Annotated in this window: 18 protein-coding genes; 7 read left to right on the forward strand and 11 right to left on the reverse strand. The window is 28.0% G+C overall.

All coding sequences use genetic code 11. The features are described from left to right. The first annotated feature begins 35 nt into the window (after window positions 1–35). The 4 genes from rpe (at window position 36) to NON08_RS02150 (ending at window position 3,685) form a co-directional block, all read left to right on the forward strand. The gene (rpe, locus tag NON08_RS02135) at window positions 36–677 is read left to right on the forward strand and encodes a ribulose-phosphate 3-epimerase (protein ID WP_256691208.1); all 642 of its coding nucleotides are present in this window, start codon (window positions 36–38) and stop codon (window positions 675–677) included. Beyond that, a complete protein-coding gene (locus NON08_RS02140; protein ID WP_256691209.1) occupies window positions 677–1,354 on the forward strand; it encodes a MarR family winged helix-turn-helix transcriptional regulator in 678 nt (225 codons plus the stop codon). The genes rpe and NON08_RS02140 overlap by 1 nt, the downstream gene beginning before the upstream one ends. Further along, window positions 1,354–2,985: an NFACT family protein gene (locus NON08_RS02145; protein WP_256689881.1), complete on the forward strand. Its 1,632-nt coding sequence runs from the start codon at window positions 1,354–1,356 to the stop codon at window positions 2,983–2,985. Before NON08_RS02140 ends, NON08_RS02145 begins: the two co-directional genes overlap by 1 nt. A gap of 67 nt (window positions 2,986–3,052) precedes the next feature. Next, window positions 3,053–3,685 carry a murein L,D-transpeptidase catalytic domain family protein gene (locus NON08_RS02150; protein WP_256689882.1) on the forward strand — a complete coding sequence of 211 codons (633 nt, stop codon included), beginning with the start codon at window positions 3,053–3,055 and terminating at the stop codon, window positions 3,683–3,685. A 30-nt stretch (window positions 3,686–3,715) separates the two neighbouring features. Here NON08_RS02150 and NON08_RS02155 read toward each other — a convergent pair whose 3' ends face one another. The 10 genes from NON08_RS02155 to NON08_RS02200 all read right to left on the reverse strand — a co-directional run bounded on the left by NON08_RS02155 (window position 3,716) and on the right by NON08_RS02200 (window position 14,386). Then, window positions 3,716–4,066: a hypothetical protein gene (locus tag NON08_RS02155; protein ID WP_256689883.1), complete on the reverse strand. Its 351-nt coding sequence runs from the start codon at window positions 4,064–4,066 to the stop codon at window positions 3,716–3,718. After that, complete coding sequence (locus NON08_RS02160; protein ID WP_256689884.1) at window positions 4,063–5,160, reverse strand: ABC transporter permease; 1,098 nt, start codon at window positions 5,158–5,160, stop codon at window positions 4,063–4,065. The genes NON08_RS02155 and NON08_RS02160 overlap by 4 nt, the downstream gene beginning before the upstream one ends. Continuing rightward, window positions 5,160–6,194 carry an ABC transporter permease subunit gene (locus NON08_RS02165; protein WP_256689885.1) on the reverse strand — a complete coding sequence of 345 codons (1,035 nt, stop codon included), beginning with the start codon at window positions 6,192–6,194 and terminating at the stop codon, window positions 5,160–5,162. The genes NON08_RS02160 and NON08_RS02165 overlap by 1 nt, the downstream gene beginning before the upstream one ends. Continuing rightward, the gene (locus NON08_RS02170) at window positions 6,187–7,782 is read right to left on the reverse strand and encodes a sugar ABC transporter ATP-binding protein (RefSeq protein WP_256689886.1); all 1,596 of its coding nucleotides are present in this window, start codon (window positions 7,780–7,782) and stop codon (window positions 6,187–6,189) included. The genes NON08_RS02165 and NON08_RS02170 overlap by 8 nt, the downstream gene beginning before the upstream one ends. A gap of 62 nt (window positions 7,783–7,844) precedes the next feature. Then, a complete protein-coding gene (locus NON08_RS02175) occupies window positions 7,845–9,023 on the reverse strand; it encodes a DUF3798 domain-containing protein (protein ID WP_256689887.1) in 1,179 nt (392 codons plus the stop codon). A 230-nt stretch (window positions 9,024–9,253) separates the two neighbouring features. Further along, window positions 9,254–10,645, reverse strand: a complete 1,392-nt coding sequence (gene pepV / locus NON08_RS02180) for a dipeptidase PepV (RefSeq protein WP_256689888.1) — start codon at window positions 10,643–10,645, stop codon at window positions 9,254–9,256. Between the two features lie 2 nt (window positions 10,646–10,647). After that, entirely contained in the window at window positions 10,648–11,517 is an 870-nt protein-coding gene (locus tag NON08_RS02185) for a VacJ family lipoprotein (protein ID WP_256689889.1), read from the reverse strand. Next, entirely contained in the window at window positions 11,507–12,787 is a 1,281-nt protein-coding gene (locus NON08_RS02190) for a serine/threonine protein kinase (RefSeq protein ID WP_256689890.1), read from the reverse strand. Before NON08_RS02190 ends, NON08_RS02185 begins: the two co-directional genes overlap by 11 nt. 30 nt (window positions 12,788–12,817) lie before the next feature. Next, window positions 12,818–13,597 carry a Cof-type HAD-IIB family hydrolase gene (locus NON08_RS02195; protein WP_256689891.1) on the reverse strand — a complete coding sequence of 260 codons (780 nt, stop codon included), beginning with the start codon at window positions 13,595–13,597 and terminating at the stop codon, window positions 12,818–12,820. 24 nt (window positions 13,598–13,621) lie between these two features. Then, window positions 13,622–14,386 (reverse strand): TrmH family RNA methyltransferase, encoded by a 765-nt coding sequence (locus tag NON08_RS02200; protein ID WP_256689892.1) that lies wholly within the window; start codon window positions 14,384–14,386, stop codon window positions 13,622–13,624. A gap of 162 nt (window positions 14,387–14,548) precedes the next feature. On the opposite strand from NON08_RS02200, the gene NON08_RS02205 reads away from it, so the two are divergent. The 3 genes from NON08_RS02205 (at window position 14,549) to NON08_RS02215 (ending at window position 17,768) form a co-directional block, all read left to right on the forward strand. Further along, window positions 14,549–15,577 (forward strand): extracellular solute-binding protein, encoded by a 1,029-nt coding sequence (locus NON08_RS02205; protein WP_256689893.1) that lies wholly within the window; start codon window positions 14,549–14,551, stop codon window positions 15,575–15,577. A 107-nt stretch (window positions 15,578–15,684) separates the two neighbouring features. Continuing rightward, window positions 15,685–16,779, forward strand: coding sequence for a DNA polymerase III subunit beta (locus NON08_RS02210; RefSeq protein ID WP_256689894.1), 1,095 nt, complete (start codon window positions 15,685–15,687; stop codon window positions 16,777–16,779). A gap of 23 nt (window positions 16,780–16,802) precedes the next feature. Continuing rightward, the gene (locus NON08_RS02215) at window positions 16,803–17,768 is read left to right on the forward strand and encodes a magnesium transporter CorA family protein (protein WP_256689895.1); all 966 of its coding nucleotides are present in this window, start codon (window positions 16,803–16,805) and stop codon (window positions 17,766–17,768) included. Between the two features lie 28 nt (window positions 17,769–17,796). Here the strand turns inward: NON08_RS02215 and fusA are convergent, their stop codons facing one another. After that, the gene (fusA, locus tag NON08_RS02220; RefSeq protein ID WP_256689896.1) at window positions 17,797–19,860 is read right to left on the reverse strand and encodes an elongation factor G; all 2,064 of its coding nucleotides are present in this window, start codon (window positions 19,858–19,860) and stop codon (window positions 17,797–17,799) included. Window positions 19,861–19,893 lie beyond the last annotated feature (33 nt).

Here is a 19,893-nt window from a genome sequence, read left to right on the forward strand (position 1 = left end):
TTAGAAAAATTACAAAGGGAGTGAATTTTCAAATGATACAAAAAGAAATCAAAATAGCACCTTCAATACTTTCTGCTGACTTTAGTCAATTAGGAAATGAAGTTATTGCCATTGATCAAGCTGGAGCTGATTATATTCATATAGATGTTATGGATGGTATGTTCGTTCCTAACATTACATTTGGTGCACCTGTTATTAAATCTATTAGAAATAAAACTAAATTAGTTTTTGATGTACACCTTATGATTGAAGCACCTGAAAGATACATTGAAGAGTTTGTTAAAGCTGGAGCTGATATTATTGTTGTTCATGCTGAAGCTACAAAACATCTACATAGAACAATTCAATTGATCAAATCTTTCGGAATAAAAGCTGGAGTTTCTTTAAACCCTGCCACTTCTGTTGACGCTATCAAATATGTTATTGATGAATTAGATATGGTATTAGTTATGTCGGTTAATCCTGGATTTGGAGGTCAAAAATTTATTGAAAGCTCTGTTCAAAAAATTAGAGAAGTTCGTAATTTAAGCAGTACTATTGATATTCAAGTTGATGGTGGAATAACTAATGAGACTATTGGAAAATGTATTGACGCTGGTGCTAATATTTTTGTTGCTGGTTCATACGTTTTCTCTGGAAATTACAAGGAGAGAATCAAATCTTTAAAGGAGAGATAATTATGAATAATATAAATAAAGTAAATGACGTTTTAGAAAATTTTTATAAATTATTTTATGAAACAGAAGATCTAGCGTTAAAAAGAGGAATTAAATGCTTAACTCACACTGAATTACACATTATTGAAGCTATTGGAAAAGAATCATTAAGTATGAATGAACTTTCTGACAGGCTAGGAATAACTATGGGAACTGCAACCGTAGCTATTACAAAATTAAGAGAAAAAGGATTTATTGACAGAGTTAGATCTGATGCTGATAGAAGAAAAGTTTATGTCTCTTTATCAAAAAAAGGAATTGAGGCATTAAATTATCATAATAACTATCATAAAAATATTATTTCAACTATCACAGAAAATATTCCAGAAAAGGATCTGAACCACTTTACAGAAACGTTTGAACTAATTTTAAAAAATTTAAAAGATAAAACAGAGTTTTTCAAACCACATTCTGTAACTGAATTTCCAGTAGGTACTATTGTTTCTATTAACGAAGTAAAAGGAACTCCAATTATTCAAGACTATTTTTCTAATAATGGAATTGAACATTATTCAACTGTTAAAATAGTAGAGTCTGAAGAAAAAGATAAGGTAGCACTTGAAAAAGAAGACGGCTCTGTATTAAAAGTTAATCTTTTGGATGCTAAAAATCTTATTGCAATAAAGGTAGAAGAATAATGTTGTATCTTGACGGAATATCTTTAAATAAAATTAAAGATGAATTAGAAACTACTTTAAAAGGAAAAAGTGTTAATAAGATTGTTCAAACTAGCTCCTTAGCTATAAGTCTTAACTTTGGGAAACAGAGATTTATTCTCTCTTGTTTCCCTTCTCTTTCATTATGCTACCTATCTGATACCAAAGAGGATAATCTTTTAGAGGAAAATAGTTCATTCTCTTTAAATCTAAAAAAATATATAGCGGGTTCAACCTTAATTTCTATTAACCAAATAGGATTTGACAGAATATTAAATTTTACATTCTCAAAATTAAATGAACTTGGTGAAATCAAAGTTTATAATTTATATTTTGAAATGATGGGTAAACACTCAAATCTTATTTTAACTAATAAAGAAAATAAGGTCTTAGATTCTATAAAACGTTTTTCTATTGAAGAAAATCCAAACAGAATACTATTTCCTGGAATTGATTACACAACTCCAGCTCTAGAGAAAAAGAGATCTCCTCTAATGATTACTAAAGAGGAATTTGATAAAGAAAAAGAAGAAAAAACTCTTTTGAAAAATATAGAAGGATTTGGAAAATTTTTAGCTAACTCTCTTTCTTCTTTTGAGAATTTAAAAAATATTCTAAAAGATCAAATTTCACCTAAAATATTTTTTAATGAACATAATGAAATTATCTTAGCAACTGTTTTAAATATTGAACCAAAAGAATATCATTATGTAAAATCCTATAACTCTTTTCAAGAATTAATTAATTTTTATTTAACTTCAGAAAATTTATCTAATACTTTTAAAATTTTAAAAGATAAATTATCAGCTTGCATAAAAAAGGAGATTAAAAAATCTGAAAAAATAATTATCTCTATTAAAAAAGATTTAGTAGAAAAAAAAGATTTTGATCGATATCGAGAACTTGGAGATATTCTAGCAGCTTCTCTATATTCTTTAAAAAAAGGAATGAAAGAGGTTGAACTCTATGATTTTTATAATGATTCTATGTGTAAAATAACTCTAGATCCATTACTTACTCCTCAACTAAATTTAGAGAAAATTTATAAAAAATATAATAAATTAAAAAAGGGTATGGAGTTTAACGAAAAACGATTAATTGAAATTTCTAATAACTTAAAATATTTTTCTAGTGTCGAAACTTTTATTAATAATAGTAATTCTAAAGAAAATCTTAAGCTTATTGAAGAAGAACTTTTAAATGAAGGATACTTAAAAATTTCTTCTAAGAATAAACCTAATAAAAAAAATAACAAAAAACAAATTACTAAATCTTTTACTTTTGGAGAAATTAATATAGATGGTATCTTGGTTAAATATGGAAGAAATAATTTAGAGAATGACGCTTTAGCTACAAAATATTCACATAAAAATGATATCTGGTTCCATTGCAAGGATGTTCCAGGAACCCATGCTATTGTTAGTCACAGTGAAAATTTATCTCAAAAAAACATTTATGATATTGCTGTTTTTTGTGGTCAACAATCTAAGCTTCCTGTAGGAACTAAACTTACTGTTGATTATACTCAGATTAAATATTTAAATAAACCCAAAGGCGCTAAACCTGGATTTGTTACATATAAAATCTTCCAATCAATAGTTGTTACTATATAAAAATAATATTTTAAAAATATTATTTTTATTAAATTATTTATCTATTAATATATTCCAGGAGTGAGCTATGAAACAAAAATTTTTATTCTTATTTTTTGTACTATATATAACTACTTTAGGTTCTACTTCATCTCTTTATAAATCCTTAAAACTGAAGGACAAAATGAACTATGATGTATTTAAACAAGCAATTAAAGGAGCTTCTAAAATCAAAGGAAAAAGTTTTCAATTTTTAACAGTTATTGATTTTACTAAGCCATCTACTGAACCTAGATTTTCTGTTATAGATTTGAAAGAAAAAAAATTATTATACTACACATATGTTTCTCATGGGAAAAATAGTGGTAAAATTTTAGCTACAAAATTTTCAAATGCTCCTAACTCTTTTCAAAGCTCTTTAGGATTTTTTATAACTGACACAAAACCATACGTAGGAAATTACGGTTATTCTCTAAGGTTAAAAGGTCTTGAAAATAGATTTAATTCAAACGCCTATGATAGGGCTATTGTGATTCATGGCGCTGATTATGCATCTAAAAAATATATTGATCAAATGGGGTTTTTAGGTAGAACTCTTGGATGTCCTGCAATCCCAACAGAACTTTCTAAGGAGGTTATTGATCTTCTATCTAATAACTCTATAATTTTTATTGCTGGTAATGATCTAAAATATTTAAAAGAAAGTCGATTTATAAATTAATTAAAAAAAAGGAGAATTATTCTCCTTTTTTTAATACTGATTTATCTCTTTTAACCAATCTTTTTTATCATTTAAAAAATCTTCTATTTGTAGCTCTCCACTTTTATTTAAGCTAAACTCTATAATACCTTCTTTTTCTTCTCCATCTACCTCTAATATAAATTTATGGCTACTACCTTTTAAATTCAATATCACTTTTTTATTTTTTCCTATCTTTTTATCTTTTGTCTCTAAATTTTTAATAATAATATTCTTACTTAATTTTTTATTAGAATATACATTATTTATAATCAACGTATGCTCTTGCCCCGTTAAATATAGGATACCACCTATTAAAGATATAAGCAGAAAAAAAATTGTTATACTTATTTTTTTTCTCATATAGCTTCCCCCTCACACTTTATTGACTCCTCAATTCTTTTTAATTTCTTTTCTCTTTCTCTTCTCCACTCATGCATTACTAAAACTAAAGCTATAATACCATAAGAAACAAACACTCTAAAGTATTCTCCTATTTGAGCTGAACCCATCAACTCCTTTCCTGCAACAGGAGAAATTATAAACATCATATGAAATAAAACTATACCTGTTATTGCATTTGGAATGCTTGCTTTTACAGCTGAAGCTCCTCCAATTAAAAGTGCTGCTATGGAAAACATTCCTATTTGCTCATGACTATTATAAGTATTCATAGTTCCTATATTTTGTAAATATATAATTTGTCCAAATCCAGCTAATACAGTTGATATAACTATAGCTAGAACTCTTGTTCTATCAACATCTATTCCTGCAGCTCTTGCTATTTCTATATTTTGTCCAACAGCTCTCATATCTTGTCCCAACTTTGTTTTTCTAAACCACACTATAAATACACATAATAATATTACTATTAAAAAAGTAGCCATAGGTATTTTTTGTCCAAATATATTTATTTCTAGTAAACCATCTAAACCTCTTCTAATCCCCTGTAAATCTATTGCGTTTCTTATTCCACTTCCTCTTGATAAAATTAATTTTGGATTTGAAATTTTTATTATATTTCCCATTCCATACAAAACAATAAGTTGATATATTCCATTCATAAAAAGACCTAATATCATAGATGTTATCATCTCTTTACCTTTAGCTTTATTTAAAATATTTCCACTAAAATATCCTAATAACATAGCTATAGGAGTTGATAAAATCATTGCTAGAAAAACGCCTTGATAGCCTATAATTCTCCATTCTGTTATAAAAATTAATGCTATTTGTCCTGCCATAGCACCTAAAACAATACCAAAGTTTAGTCCCATTCCAGCTATTATAGGAATCAATAATGAAAGTACTAAAAATAAATTTCTATCTAATCTTAAAATCATCTCTTGTATTAAATATTGAGGGGTTAATTTTGATACAGGTATTATTAAAGATAAAAATATTAATATAAAAATTGGAACAATATTTTTCTCTAAAAAATTTTTTAACTTCTCCATTATCTCCCTCCTACTTTTCTTGTAAGTGCATATAATATCATTCCATTTGAAATAATTACTCTTATTGTCTCTGACATGTCTGTTTTTATAACTCCGCTAATTACAATTGGAGTCATTGTTATAACACCTTGAAATAAAATTGTTCCAACTATAACATTAAATATTGAAGCTTTTTTTACAGAGGCTCCTCCTATTAAAATTGCAGCTATCGCTGGAAATGCCATATAAAATGGTGCTAAATATAGCTGAATAAAGCCAAAGCTTTGTTGATAAACAATTATTCCTATACCAGCTATCATAGTTGACATTATAACTGAATTAGTTCTCGTTTTATCTATATTTACGCCCAATGATCTCGCAAATTTTTCATTAGCTCCAACTGCCTTCATCGCCAAACCATTTTTACTTTTAAAGTATTCTTTTATAAAAAAAGCTAACAACATAAAAAATACAAATTCTCCTATGTAACTAAAACTTCCTGAATTAGAAAAAACCCTTCCTAAAATCTTATTCCAATACCCTTCAACACTAATTGTTGTTCTCAATCCTTCTCCACCATACGCCCAAATCATATCTGGTCTTTTAAATGGTAAAATTAACCACATAATACACATAAATGCAACTGATGAAAATCCAACATAAGTTGCTATCATCATTTCTCCACCCTTAACTCTATTTAAAATTGTTCCATAACCATAACCAAATAATATTGATATTGGAAGCGATATTATAACGGCTCCTAAAAAACCAAAAATTCCTGTTAGTCCTAATTCTATACTTATTACTGCTCCTAGTAACCCTGCCTCTACTCCAAGAGGCATACCAAAATTCAACCCTGTTCCTCCTTGAATCATTGGTATTAAAGATAAAACTAATATTATATTCATCCCAACTCTAATTAATGTATCTTGAAACGCAGTCTTTAGATTTACTCCAACAAAAGGAGCTAATATATAAAGTAACAATAAAAATAAGGCAATTATTATTCTAGGCAAACCTATTCGTCCTATTTTTTTAAATATATTTTCATCCATTGTTTCTATCCCCCTTTACTCCTGTCATTAACTTTCCATAGTTTAACAAATCATCTTCTGGAGATAAAATACCTGCTACTTCTCCCTCAGTTATAATAGCTATTCTATCACACACTGATCTTAACTCCTCTAATTCAGAGGAAGTTAAAATAATTGTCATTCCTCTTTCTCTGTTATATTCTTTTAGTGTTTCAAGAACTATTTTTTTAGCCCCTATATCAATCCCTCTTGTAGGTTCTGATATGAATAAAACCTTGGGATTAATTGTAAATGCTTTGGCTAAACAAACTTTTTGTTGATTTCCTCCACTTAATTCTCCAACTTTTTGTCTTCCATTCATACACTTTATTTCTAATTTTTCTATATAATCTTTTGTATTTTTTTCTATAGCTAATTTATCAATACTTTTCAATAATCCAAAATATTTATTTTTTAAAAATTCATTTTTTATGTAAATAGAAGGATATGCTATATTCATATCAATTTCTTCATCTAATATAAGTCCAACTTCTTTTCTATCCTCTGATACGAAATATATTTCCTTCTCTAATGGTATTCTCGGATCATTTAATTTCATATTTTTTCCATCATAAATAATTTCTCCTCCAGCAGGGTAAAGACCCATTATCCCGTTTGCAATCCCAACTTTTCCTTGGCCAGCCATTCCCCCTAATCCTAATATTTCACCTTTTCTTATTTTTAAATTTATATTTTTAGCCTTTTCCCCCGGCATATCAACCCACATATTTTTAATTTCTAAGATTGTTTCTAAAGAGTTACCTTCTTCAGATTTTTTTAAACTTCTATTGCCGATCTCTCTTCCGATCATTAATTTTGTAATTTCATCTACTGTAGTTTTTTGAGTTTCCACTTCACTCATCATAATACCATCTCTTAAAACTATAACTCTATCTGTTACATCCATAATCTCATCTAATCTATGAGTTATAAAAATAATCGCTATTCCTTCACTTGCTAATCTCTTCATAGTTTTCAACAATATCTCTGCTTCCTTTTCCGTTAAAACTGCTGTAGGTTCATCTAAAACTAATAACTTTACATTTTCTCTTTCTATCTCTCTAGCTATTTCTGTAAATTGCATATGAGCCACTGCCATTTCTTCAACTTTTATCTCCACATCTAAATCAATTCCTAAATGAGATACAGCTATTTTTGCCCTCTCTGTATTTTTTTTAGGATCTATTTGACTAATTCTATTTCCAAAAATTTCCTTTAAATATGATTTCTCTAAACTTTCCCTATTTAAAACTATATTTTCTGAAGCCTTAAATCCTGGAATTAAAGAAAATTCCTGATGAACCATTCCTATTCCGGCATTTAAAGCATCAAAAGAACTTTTAAACTTCACTTTTTTTCCTTGAAAAATCATCTCTCCATTATAACCACCAGTTTCATCAATCACCGACATTCCAAATATTATTTTCATCAACGTAGATTTTCCTGCCCCATTTTCTCCAACAAGTCCTACAATTTCTCCCTCTTTTATTGTAAAATTTATGTCTTTTAAGACTATATTTTCTCCAAAACTTTTAGATACTTTTGACATCTTTAAAAGTTCTTTTTGCATACTATCCCTCCTTAAAAAATATTGACCACTAGACAAATAAGACTAGTGGTCAGTTATTTCAATTATTTTATTGAAAAATATTTCTCTGGCACTTCTAATTCTGTCATTTTTAGATATCCTTTTCCTAGCACATATGTATCTTGATACAATAAATAAAAGTTTTCTTTTTCTATCCCTTTTACATCCACATAGTTGCTACCATTCCACTGAGCTCCTGGAGTGTTTTTAGCTAACACTTCTTTTAATGCATCAAAATCATCTATTTGAGCTTTTCCATCTAAAACTTCCTTAGCTAAATCAACTAAAGATACTGTTACTGAAAAGTTATATGAGTAGGCCCAAGTTCCCATTCTTTGTGCTCCACCTTTTTCATTCACTGTTTTTTCAACTTTTTCTAATATTTTAGGCCAATTACCTTTTTCATCTTCAGAAAATTGTATTCCCAATGCTCCTGGATATCCCATAGTAGGTGATGGTAAATCTGCTTCTATAAAAAATCCACCTTGTTCTGCTACTCTTTTTAATAATGGTTCTGTATGAGCATCATTTGTTGCAAAAAAAGCTGTTTTATCTCCATATTTTTTTATCCAATTTGGAACTTGTTCTAATATATATTGCTGTGCTCCAGCTACTCCCACATCACTTACTGGGTCAGGAGCCGTCATTTCAATAAACTCCATTCCTAAATCATTAGCTGCAACTTTCATTACATTTCTTCTTTTTGAAAGAAGCTCATAACTCATATGTCTTGGAAATGAGATATGCATAAATTTATTAGCTCCCATCTCTTTAGCAGCTTTTACAATCAAATATCCTCTTGCGATACTATCTGGATTTACAACTAAATCAGATACTTCTCCTATCATTTCTGGATCTTCATGTGGAGAATTAGCTAGAAGCAAAATATCTGGTCTTTTTTCTCTAATTCTTCTAAATGCTTCAACAGTTCCAGGTATTGCCTCTCCAACAATTATCGCTTTCATTTTAGGATCATCTGCTAAGCTTACCATTTGAGAAATAGTTGTTTCCATTTCTTGCATAAAATTATCTGGATATGTTACATGTACAATTTCTCCACCTTTATCAGCTGCTCCATAAAGCTTTATAGCTTCTTCTGCTCCCCTTAAACCATCTTCTGACTGTGAAACAGTTCCTGTTATAACTCCTATATGATAAGGAGCTTGAGCTATAGTTATTACTGATAATAAGAAACTCATCAAAACTAAAAAAATTTTTTTCATAATAAATTTATCCCTCCCATTAAATATATTTTTTTACCATTTGAATTAATATATTTTATTATATGCTTTTTTGAAAATATATTTTTATTATGATTGTATTTATTAAATATATAATTATTATTTATATAGTTTGTAATTTTTTTAATATACTATTTTTTTAGTACTTTTGTTCTTTTTATAAAAATGAAAAAATAAAAAAAACTGCATCACTGCAGTTTTTTCTTACACTTTTATTTTGCTAAATCATATATTGCTTGAACATATATTTTTAACCATGTATCTAATTTATCTAATTCTAAATATTCGTTTTTCTGATGCATATTATCCTCTTGATCTTTTAACAGAGCTCCAAATGCCACTCCATTTGTTACTGCTCTTGCATATGTCCCTCCACCAATAGAAACTGGTTCGGCTTCAACATCTCCAGTTATATTTTTATAAATATCCATTAAAGTTGTTACTAAAAAACTATCTTTTGGAACATATAGTGGATTTTTAGCAGATCTTATTGTTACATTTAATTCTTTAGTTTTTGCTCTTTTTTCAACTTGCTCAATAACTTGTTCTTTAGTAAATGTAACTGGATATCTTATATCAAAACCAAACATTATATTTTTCCCTTCACACTCTATTTTACCAATAGTTAATGTCAATACTCCAGATGGTTCATCTTTAAAATCAATCCCTAATGACTTTCCTGAATATTCCATTTTTATGTATTCATTAAAAAATTCAACTAAATTCTTTAATTTTTCATCTTCTATCTTTATTGTTGATAAGAATGAAAATAATGCCGCTATTGCATTATATCCATTAGCTGGTCTTGCTCCATGAGAAGCTTTTCCTAAAGACAATAACTCTATCTTATTATCTTTTTCTGTTAATGATATTTTAAACTCCTTTCCAGCATTAAATTTATCTAAACCTAATAGAATCTCATCCTTCATAGATAAAGGAAAAATTCCTATAGCTGAGTCTGGAACTGAATTAAATGCTACTCCACCTTTTATTGTAAAGCTTAATTCTTCTGCATATTCTTTAGTTAGCATTAAGTGTAATATACCTTTTTCAGCATAAGTTACAGGAAATGATGAATCTGGAGTAAAAGCCATTGCTGGTTGTGGCATTTTTAACTCTCCAAAGTAATGATTCATACATCCCCAACCTGTCTCTTCATTTGCACCAACGATAACCCTAACTTTTCTATTTAATTTTACCCCTGAATCTTTTATAGCTTTTAACGCATATAAAGCTGCTATGGTAGGTCCTTTATCATCTAAAACACCTCTTCCATACATCTTCCCATCAACTATTTTAGCTTCATATGGTGGATAATCCCAACCCTTTCCTTCAGGAACAACATCCACATGACCTAAAATACCTATCATATTTTCATCTGATCCTGCACCAAAATCTATATGCCCTGCATAGTTATCAAAATTTTCAACTTTAAATCCTAATTCTTCCCCTAATTTCAACATATGTTCTAAAGCTTTTGCTGGTCCTTCTCCAAAAGGCATTCCTTCTAACGGCTCCTCTTGAACACTTTTAATTCTTACTGATTCTTGAATTGATTTTACAACATCATCCTTATAGTTTAATACAAACTCTTGTAAATTCAAAATTATTCACCTCTCCCGTTTACATCATTAACATCTATTAACGTATCTCTATACTTAGTATAGAAATATCTTACATACTCATATTCAAATGGACTTCCTGTTCCATAGTATCTAAAATTTTGGTTCTCTTTTCTTGCGTTAATTGCGCCCATTGCTGTCACTCCTGGATTATTAACATCAAATCCAATTGGTTGATCATATGGATTTACTTCTGATACGCTCATTATTCCAACTGCTTTTCCTGTTGTATCTCTTAAATTTGATGGACCAAACCCTGGTAGCACTAAGTATGGACCATTTCCAACTCCATACTTTGCCAAAGTTAATCCAAAATCTTCATATGTTTTTGGTAGTTCTAAAGCTGACGCTACATCAAATAATCCTAAAATACCAATTGTTGAATTTATTCCAAATCTCACAAGAGTTATTGTAGCCTTTCTTCCCTCTAATTGCAAGACTGAATTTACAAATGTATTTATCTCCTGTAAATTTGAGAAAAAATTTGATACGCCTTTTTGAACAAATTTTGGTGCTATAAACTCATATGTATTCACTGCTGGTATTAGCACATATTTATCTAAATAATAATTAAAATAATAAATCCTTCTATTTAAAGGCTCTAATGGATCATAAACTTCTATAAATTTTGTTCCATTTATCTCTTTTTTTTCTACTACCTCGCTTCTTATATCTTCTGCCTTATAATCTATTTGTTGACCAGTTTTTAAGCTTAGGTATTTTTTTTCTTTTAGGTGAGTATGCTTTTCCTCTTGTACTTCATTTCTTGTTAAATTACTAGAATTTTTATTTAAAGAGGAACAACCCATAAAAAAAACACAGCTTAATGCTAAAAATGCTTTTTTATAACTCATTATTAAATACCCCCTTTTGTAAAAATTCTAACATTTTATCCACATTTGTTTGATAAAACATATTACCACAATGTCCGCCATCAGGGTATATTAAACTTCTTTCTTTAAATACTTTTTTTATAAATACTCTATCTTTATTAGATAAAATAAAATCATCCTCATTTGTTACAGCTACGATTTTATTCTCCTTCTCTAAATAACTTCTTATTATATTTAAATCTCCGTATCTTAGCATATCATTAAAAGTTAAATCTCCACCTAATATCTTTAAATAATACGGATATGCTAATTTATTAAGATAATCACTAAAACTCGCAAAATTAATCCCTTTAAAATATGGATACATATTTGAAAATTTTTCAGGAGATGTATTAGAATATACATGTGTTCCATTTATTTGATCTACTATATAGTTCAAATCAATTGAAGTCAAATTAAATGCTAAACCTATTAATCTCTCCATCTCTTTATTTGACAGCTCTTGTTTTTCAAAAATAGAATAAATTCCCTCTTCTGTTATTTGTAAGTCACTTGGAGATATATTTTTTCTTACAACCTCCATAACCTCATCTATGATTTTAACTATATCACCCTTATTTTCTATATTTTTATATAGCATGTTATCTAAAACAGTTGCTGAATAATAAAGATTAACTGATGGATTTATCATATAAACTCGTTTAAAGTTAAAATCTTTTCCTTGAGAATCTAAATATGATAAAACTGCCGAGTGAGTAGCTCCCATACTATATCCCATTAAATATATATCATCTACTTCTAATTTTTCTTCCTTTTTTACTTTATCTAACATATCACCCATAACATTATATAAATCTAATCCATCCTGTATTAAAACTCCAGGCACTCTACTATTAGATACATTCAATATAAAATTTGAGTTAAATACTGATGTCACTGTCAACACATGATATCCTGCATTATAAAATATCTTTTGAAAATTTTTAGTTCTTATAGAGTTATAAGCTGATCCTGTTCCTGATAAAACAAAAATTAACGGTGCTTTTCCTTTTTGTTTACTTAAAGAAAAATTAAACCCTTTATCAAACCACATATTTGGTGGAACTTTATTACTTCTTTCTAATAAAATTTTAAAATCTTTCGTTGGTACTTGATCTGGTACTCCTTCTGTCATAATTTTAGAACTTCCAACAATTGTTGCTACATATGGATTTTTTATTGGAAATTTGTATTCGGCAAAAATTTTCATTGATAAAAATATCATAAATATTACTTTTAAACATGTATTCATTAGAACTTCCCCTCCTTTTAAAAACTTGTTTTAAATAATTTTTTTTAATTCTTCTATTACACCATTTTCGTTATTACTTTTCGCTATAAAATTTGAAATCCTTTTAACTTCTTCATGAGCATTTTCCATGGCAAAACTATATTTTCCCTTTTTTAACATTTCATAATCATTTAAATAATCTCCAAATATCATTGTTTCTTCATATTTTATATTTAATTTTTTTTGAAGTGCTTCTAGAGCTATTCCTTTATTTGATTCTAGATGACTTATATCTAACCAAATCTCTCCAGAAACAACAATCTGCGTGTCCTTTTCATTTTTTATATACGGATATACATTTTTTTCAGTTCCACTTAAATCACAATAAGTTACTTTTATTATTTCATCATCTTTTACTTCTAAAAGATCAGTAACTATCTTTTTCTCTTCATAATATTTTTCTACTTCATTTATAAACTCTTTATTATTAGATTCTATATATGCTGATTTTTTACCACATAAAACTATATTTGTTGTGGGAATCTTCCTTCCAATTTCTACATATTTTTTTATTATATCTTCTGATAAGATTCTTGAATAAATTTCTTTTTCTTTTTCAACAACGTAACTTCCATTTTCTGCAATAAAGACTATTTTATCCATAATTTTTTCAAAATTTTTTCTCAAATTTTGATACTGTCTTCCACTAGCTACAACAAATTTAATATTTTTCTCTTCCATTTTTGAATGTATTTCCCAAAACTCTTCTGAAAACTCCTTTTTATCATTTAAAAATGTTCCATCCATATCTGTAACAACTAATTTTATCATTTTAATTTTATCTCCTATAGTCTTTTAATTATTTTCTAATTTATTTCTTACATCATATAAAATTATTCCCGTAGCCATAGCTACATTTAAAGACTCTGCACTTCCATATATTGGAATTATTACTTTTTCATCGCTTTTCAATATTAATTCTTGGGAAACACCGTCTCCTTCATTTCCAAATATAAATGCATTTTTTTCTTCTAATTTCATCTTAGTATACGGAATTGAATCTTTTTCTAAAGCAGTAACTATTACTTTATACCCCTTCTCTTTTAATGAGTCTATTATTTTATCTTCCTCAACATAATATATATTTATTGATAAAATAGATCCCATGCTACTTCTAACAGTTTTTTCATTATAACAATCTACACTTCCCTTTGTTAAAACTAAGTCCTTAAATCCTGCAGCATCTGCAACTCTTATAATAGTTCCTAAATTACCTGGATCAGATACTTTATTCAATATTATTATATTATTTTCCAGTTCTTTTAATTCTTTAATTCTTGAAGAATAGCAAATTATAACCCCCTGAGAGTTTTCTTGAGAACTTAACTCCTTAAATAATTTCTCATTTAAAATTATTTTTCTACAATCGTGCTTTTCGCTCATTTTAATTATTTCTTGACTTGTCCCTTCTCTAAATATTATCACTTTAGGTAGTTGCTCAAGCTCTAGAAATTTTCTTCCTTCTGCTAGAAAAGCATTTTCTATTTCTCTATATTTTTTTGTTTTTAATTTTTTTAATCTCTTATAAACTTCATTATCTTTACTTGTTATTATATCCAATTTTTTATCTCCTAAAATTTTTGTTATTTTATTTATGATTATACATTATATTTGTTCTATTTTCTAGTTAAATAATACCTGATCTAATTATCCTTGACTATATTAAAAAAATATAATACAATTTTTACTGGTTATAAAATTTATATTTTTAAGGAGGTTTAAGTGAAAAAAATAATAACTTTATTATCTTTGATTTTCTTGTTACTTTCATGTGGTAAAGAAAAACAAAAAAATGAAAATGTTCTTTATCTTTATGGATGGGCGGATTATATTCCTACTAAAATTTATGACGATTTCGAAAAAGAAACAGGTATCAAAGTGGTTGAAGATATTTATTCATCAAATGAAGAAATGTTTGCTAAAATTAAAGCTGGAGGAACTGGGTATGATATCTTAACACCTTCAACAGATTATGCTGAAATTTTAATGAATGATGGTATGATTGAGAAACTTGATAAGTCAAAATTACCATCATTTAATAATATAGATCCTATGGTTCTTGAAAAATTACAATATTTTGATACTAACAATGATTATGCTTTTCCTTTTGCTATGGGAGCTACAACGATTGCCGTTAATACAAAATATGTAAAAGATTTTCCTAAAGATTTTACTATTTACAACAATTCTGCTTATAAAGGAAAAATGACTTTACTAGACGATATGAGAGAGGTAATGACTTCTGCTTTAGGAACATTAGGTTATCCACAAACTACTGAAGATGAGTCTGCTATAAAACAAGCTGCTAATCTTGTAAAAGAATGGAAAAAAAATATTGCTAAATTTGATTCAGAATCTTTTGGTAAAGGTTTTGCTAATGAAGATTTCTGGGTTGTTCAATGTTATCCTGATAATGTTCTTAATGAATTGACTCCTGAGCAATTAAAAACTACTGAATTTATTATTCCTGAAAAAGGTGGAACTGCTTATATTGATTCATTTGTTATTCCTAAAACAGCACCTAATAAAGAAGCTGCATATAAATTTTTAGAATTTATACAAAGACCTGAAAACTATAAACTTATTGCTGAACATTTAAGAGTTCCATCTATAAATGTTCCTGCTAGAGAGCTTATAACAATAGAACCTCTTTATTCTATTGAAGATTTAAGACATACTGAAATTTTAAGAGACATTAAAAATACTCTTGATCTTCAAAGTAAATACTGGCAAGAAATTTTAATAGATTAATTTTTTTAAGCCTAACTTAAAAATTTAAGTTAGGCTTTTTTATTTCTTGTAAGGCTCTTATTTATAGTGTATAATTTTAGAAAAGACTAATTTTAGGAGGATCCCACATGAATTTTAACATTAAAAGAAATGATTTAGTTGAAATTTTCTCTGAATTTATTAATATTTTAAAAGATAACCCAATTAAACCTATTATTTCTGGTTTAAAAATTGAATCAAACAACGGAAAAGTAACTTTTACCGGTACTAATCTTGATGTTAACTATATAAAAACAATTCATTGCAATACAAATGAAAATGGTATTGTTATATTTAAACCAAATTTAGCTTTGGAATATATAAAACTTTTGGATGATGATATAATTACCCTTTCATCTAAAAACGATATTTTATCTATACATTTAGCTGAGTTTACATTACTTTATAACGATAATTTCCCTGAAAATTTAAAGCTCCCTGTAATTGATGAAATTGCTAAAATTTCACCACAAGAACTTTATAAAGGCTTTGAAAAAACAAAATTTTCAGTAGCACCTTCTACTGAAAATTTAGCTATAAATTGTATAAGAGTTTTATTCAAAGAGGATCGTATATCATTTGTGTCAACAGATTCTTATAGATTAACATATTTAAAAACGAACAATAGTGCTTTTATCTCAAAAGATTTTTCTATTCCTCTTGAATCTGTCAATATTTTATGTAAACTTATTAAAGATTTAAATGAAGAGATTACTATAGGTTCAAATGGAGAAAATCTTATTTTCTTATGGAAAGATACTTATTTTCTTACAAAAGTAACTACTCTTCCATTTCCAAATTTTGATGCTATTCTTTGTGGAAATAGTTTTAGCAAAGAGATGGAATTTAACTATAATGATTTTAAAAGTTCTTTAAAAAAAGTTTTAACAGTTGCAAGAACTAGCAACGAATCTAAAAATGGAGCTATTTTAGAATTTAAAGGAAAAAAACTCTCTATTTCAGCATCCTCTGGAAAAGCAAAAATCAATCAAAAAGTTGAAATGATAAAAATTGGTGATGATTTTAAATGTTCTTTAAATATTAAATTTCTTTTTGAGTTTGTAGAAAATTTAAATAATAATGTTTTTATCAAAGGAAACTCATCGTCAGCAATGTTTGAAATTACCGAAAGAGATAATAACTCTTATAAATATATTTTAATGCCTCTTGCTTTAAGAGACTAAAACACAATTTTAGGCGGTTTTTTATGATAAAAATTTACAAAAGTCATAATGATATTTTAGAAAAAAAGCTTTTTTCAATTTCTGAAACATTGGAAGTTGAAAAACTTACTGAAAAAAATACATGGATACATCTTTCTAATCCTACTGAGGAGGAGATTAAAGTTGTAACTAATAGTTTTGATATACCAGAGGAACATATTCGTGCCGCTCTTGACGAAGAAGAGAAAGCACGTTTAGAAATTGATGACGATATCATTCTAGTTATTATTGATGTTCCTATTCATGATGAAAATAATCGTTGTTCTTTTACAACTGTTCCTCTTGGAATAATTTTATTAAAAGATCACATCTTAACTGTTTCTACAGTTAAACTATCTCTAATTGAAGAGTTTGTTCAAGGAAGAATAAAAAGCTTTTTTACATTTAAAAAAACAAGATTTATTTTACAAATGCTTTTTAGAAATTCAACATATTTTTTACTTTATCTTAAACAAATTGGACGAATTAGTGATAATATTGAAAGGCAATTAAAAAATAATCTTAGAAATCAAGAACTTATGCTTCTTCTAGAATTAGAAAAAAGTTTAGTTTACTTTACAACCTCACTAAAATCAAATGAAGCTGTTCTTGAAAGAATGATGAGAACAGAAATCGTTAAAAGATACCCTGATGATTTAGAACTTCTTGAAGATGTTATAATTGAAACTAAACAGGCTATTGAAATGGCAAATATATATTCAAGTATTCTAGGTAGTACTCGTGATGCTTTTTCTACAGTTATGTCAAATAACCTTAACATAGTTATGAAAAAACTTACCTCTATAACCATAGTTTTTGCCATACCTACTGTTGTTTCCGGACTCTGGGGTATGAATGTTGGTGGAGTTCCTTTTGCTTCAGATACCTATGGATTTCTTTGGGTTTTACTAGTTGCTGTTGCTTGTGGTGTTATAATAACTTGGATTTTATTTAAAAAAGAACTATTTTAAAAAGCTCTGTTAAACAGAGCTTTTTAATTTATTTATTTTTTCTTATATCAATTATTTTCTGTGCTAAATTTTCTTGAAGTTCTTCGTATTTTAAGAAATTATATTCAAATCTTCCTCTACCTTGAGTTAATGATTTTAAATCTATTGCATATTTTAATATTTCACTTTCCGGTACTTCAACTGTTAAAAGTTGTTCAGAATATGCTTTAGGTTCCATCCCTAGTATTCGTCCTCTTCTTTTATTCATATCTCCCATGATATCACCTATATATTCATCTGGAGCTACTATTTCCATTTTTACAATAGGCTCTAATATTGCACATTTAGCTGTTTCCATTCCTTTTCTAAACGCTAATATTGCTGCCTGCTTAAATGATATTTCATTAGAATCTACAGGATGATATGACCCATCATATAACGTAGCTTTTATATTAATTACAGGATAACCTGCAAGTTTTCCTTTATTTTTTGCCTCTAACAAACCTTTTTCTACTGCTGGAATATAAGTTTTAGGTACAACACCTCCATGGATGTTATCAAAGAAAGCAAATTCATCACTATTAGGTTCAAACTTTATGAATACCTCTCCAAATTGACCAGCTCCTCCAGATTGCTTTTTATGTCTTCCTTGAGCTTCTACACTATTTTTTATCGTCTCTCTATAAGAAACTTCAGGTTCTTTTAATAAAGCATTAACTCCAAATTTATTTTCTAATTTATTTAATAATATATTTAAATGTTTTTCTCCTTGACCTCCTATTATTAATTCTTTTGTTTCATAATTTCTTCCTATTGAAAAAGATGGATCTTCATCCTTTAATCTTTGAAGAGCCCCACTTAATTTATCGTCATCACTTTTCTCTTTAGGAATGATAGACATGTATAGGCATGGTTTTGGAAACTCTATAACCTGATATAAAATCGGACTCTCTTTATCACATAATGTATCTCCCGTTTGAGCTTCTTGAATTTTTGTCATTGCTCCAATATCTCCAGCTCGGACTTCTTCAGCTGGAAGTTGTTTTCCTCCTCTGAAAAAAGATATATTTCCTACCTTTATTTTTATCCCTTTATTAGATATTAACACTTCATCATCTTTTTTTATAAATCCAGAATTAACTTTAAAAAGTGATATTTTTCCCATATAAGAATCTACAATAGTTTTGAAAATAACTGCAGAAAATGGCTCATCTATAGAAACTTTTCTTCTCAACATTTCGTTTTTATCTACAGTATATCCTATTTTAATACCACCATTTACCTCTACTGGAGTAGGTAAATAATTATATAGCATTTCAAAAAGAGTTCTTACACCAATTCCATTACTTGCTGATCCAATAACAACAGGTACTATTTCTCCATTTACAACACCATTATGTAACCCTTGTCTAATCTCATCTTCTGTAAACTCTTCACCTGCAAAATATTTATTCAAAAGATTTTCATCTGTTTCTGCAATAGCTTCTAATAAAAGATTTCTTACTTCTGAAACATCTATATCTTCTGGAATTGGTGCATCTTCACAAGAGTCTCCGTTAAAAATTCTACCCTTTAAATCTACAACGTTTACAAATCCTTTAAACTCCTCTTCAAATCCTATAGGTATACAAAACGGAGCAACTTTTTTTCCAAATTTTTCTTTCATATCATAAAGTAATTTCTCATAATTATGAACACCTTTATTCATTTTATTAATAAAAATAATTCTTGGAATGCCAGCCTCCTCAAGTAATCTCCAAGCTCTTTCTGTTCCTACTTCTACTCCAGCAGCTCCATTTATAACTAAAACTGCTCCACCTGAAACTGCTAAAGCTGAGGAAACTTCACCTGAAAAATCTGAATATCCAGGGGTGTCTAATATATTATATTTATGGCCTAAATATTCAAGAGGTATAACTGACGTATTAATCGAAAATCCCTGTTTCATTTCCTCTTTATCAAAATCTGATATACTCGTTTGAGAGTCAACACTCCCCATCTTAGAGGTTGTATTAGATATGTATAGCATGGCCTCTACTAAGCTACTTTTTCCACTTCCACGATGCCCTAAAAGAGTTATATTTCTTATCTCACTCATTTCATAACTAATCATAATTGTTCCTCCTATTTTAAGAGATTTTTTACG

This window comes from Cetobacterium sp. NK01 (assembly GCF_024506395.1).
GTDB lineage: Bacteria > Fusobacteriota > Fusobacteriia > Fusobacteriales > Fusobacteriaceae > Cetobacterium_A > Cetobacterium_A somerae_A.

Coding starts and splice junctions, on each gene's coding strand:
- NON08_RS02145 (WP_256689881.1), top strand. CDS start 1,354: ATGTTGTATCTTGACGGAATATCTTTAAATAAAATTAAAGATGAATTA.
- NON08_RS02150 (WP_256689882.1), top strand. CDS start 3,053: ATGAAACAAAAATTTTTATTCTTATTTTTTGTACTATATATAACTACT.
- NON08_RS02155 (WP_256689883.1), bottom strand. CDS start 4,066: ATGAGAAAAAAAATAAGTATAACAATTTTTTTTCTGCTTATATCTTTA.
- NON08_RS02160 (WP_256689884.1), bottom strand. CDS start 5,160: ATGGAGAAGTTAAAAAATTTTTTAGAGAAAAATATTGTTCCAATTTTT.
- NON08_RS02165 (WP_256689885.1), bottom strand. CDS start 6,194: ATGGATGAAAATATATTTAAAAAAATAGGACGAATAGGTTTGCCTAGA.
- NON08_RS02170 (WP_256689886.1), bottom strand. CDS start 7,782: ATGCAAAAAGAACTTTTAAAGATGTCAAAAGTATCTAAAAGTTTTGGA.
- NON08_RS02175 (WP_256689887.1), bottom strand. CDS start 9,023: ATGAAAAAAATTTTTTTAGTTTTGATGAGTTTCTTATTATCAGTAATA.
- NON08_RS02185 (WP_256689889.1), bottom strand. CDS start 11,517: ATGAGTTATAAAAAAGCATTTTTAGCATTAAGCTGTGTTTTTTTTATG.
- NON08_RS02190 (WP_256689890.1), bottom strand. CDS start 12,787: ATGAATACATGTTTAAAAGTAATATTTATGATATTTTTATCAATGAAA.
- NON08_RS02195 (WP_256689891.1), bottom strand. CDS start 13,597: ATGATAAAATTAGTTGTTACAGATATGGATGGAACATTTTTAAATGAT.
- NON08_RS02210 (WP_256689894.1), top strand. CDS start 15,685: ATGAATTTTAACATTAAAAGAAATGATTTAGTTGAAATTTTCTCTGAA.
- NON08_RS02215 (WP_256689895.1), top strand. CDS start 16,803: ATGATAAAAATTTACAAAAGTCATAATGATATTTTAGAAAAAAAGCTT.
- fusA (WP_256689896.1), bottom strand. CDS start 19,860: ATGATTAGTTATGAAATGAGTGAGATAAGAAATATAACTCTTTTAGGG.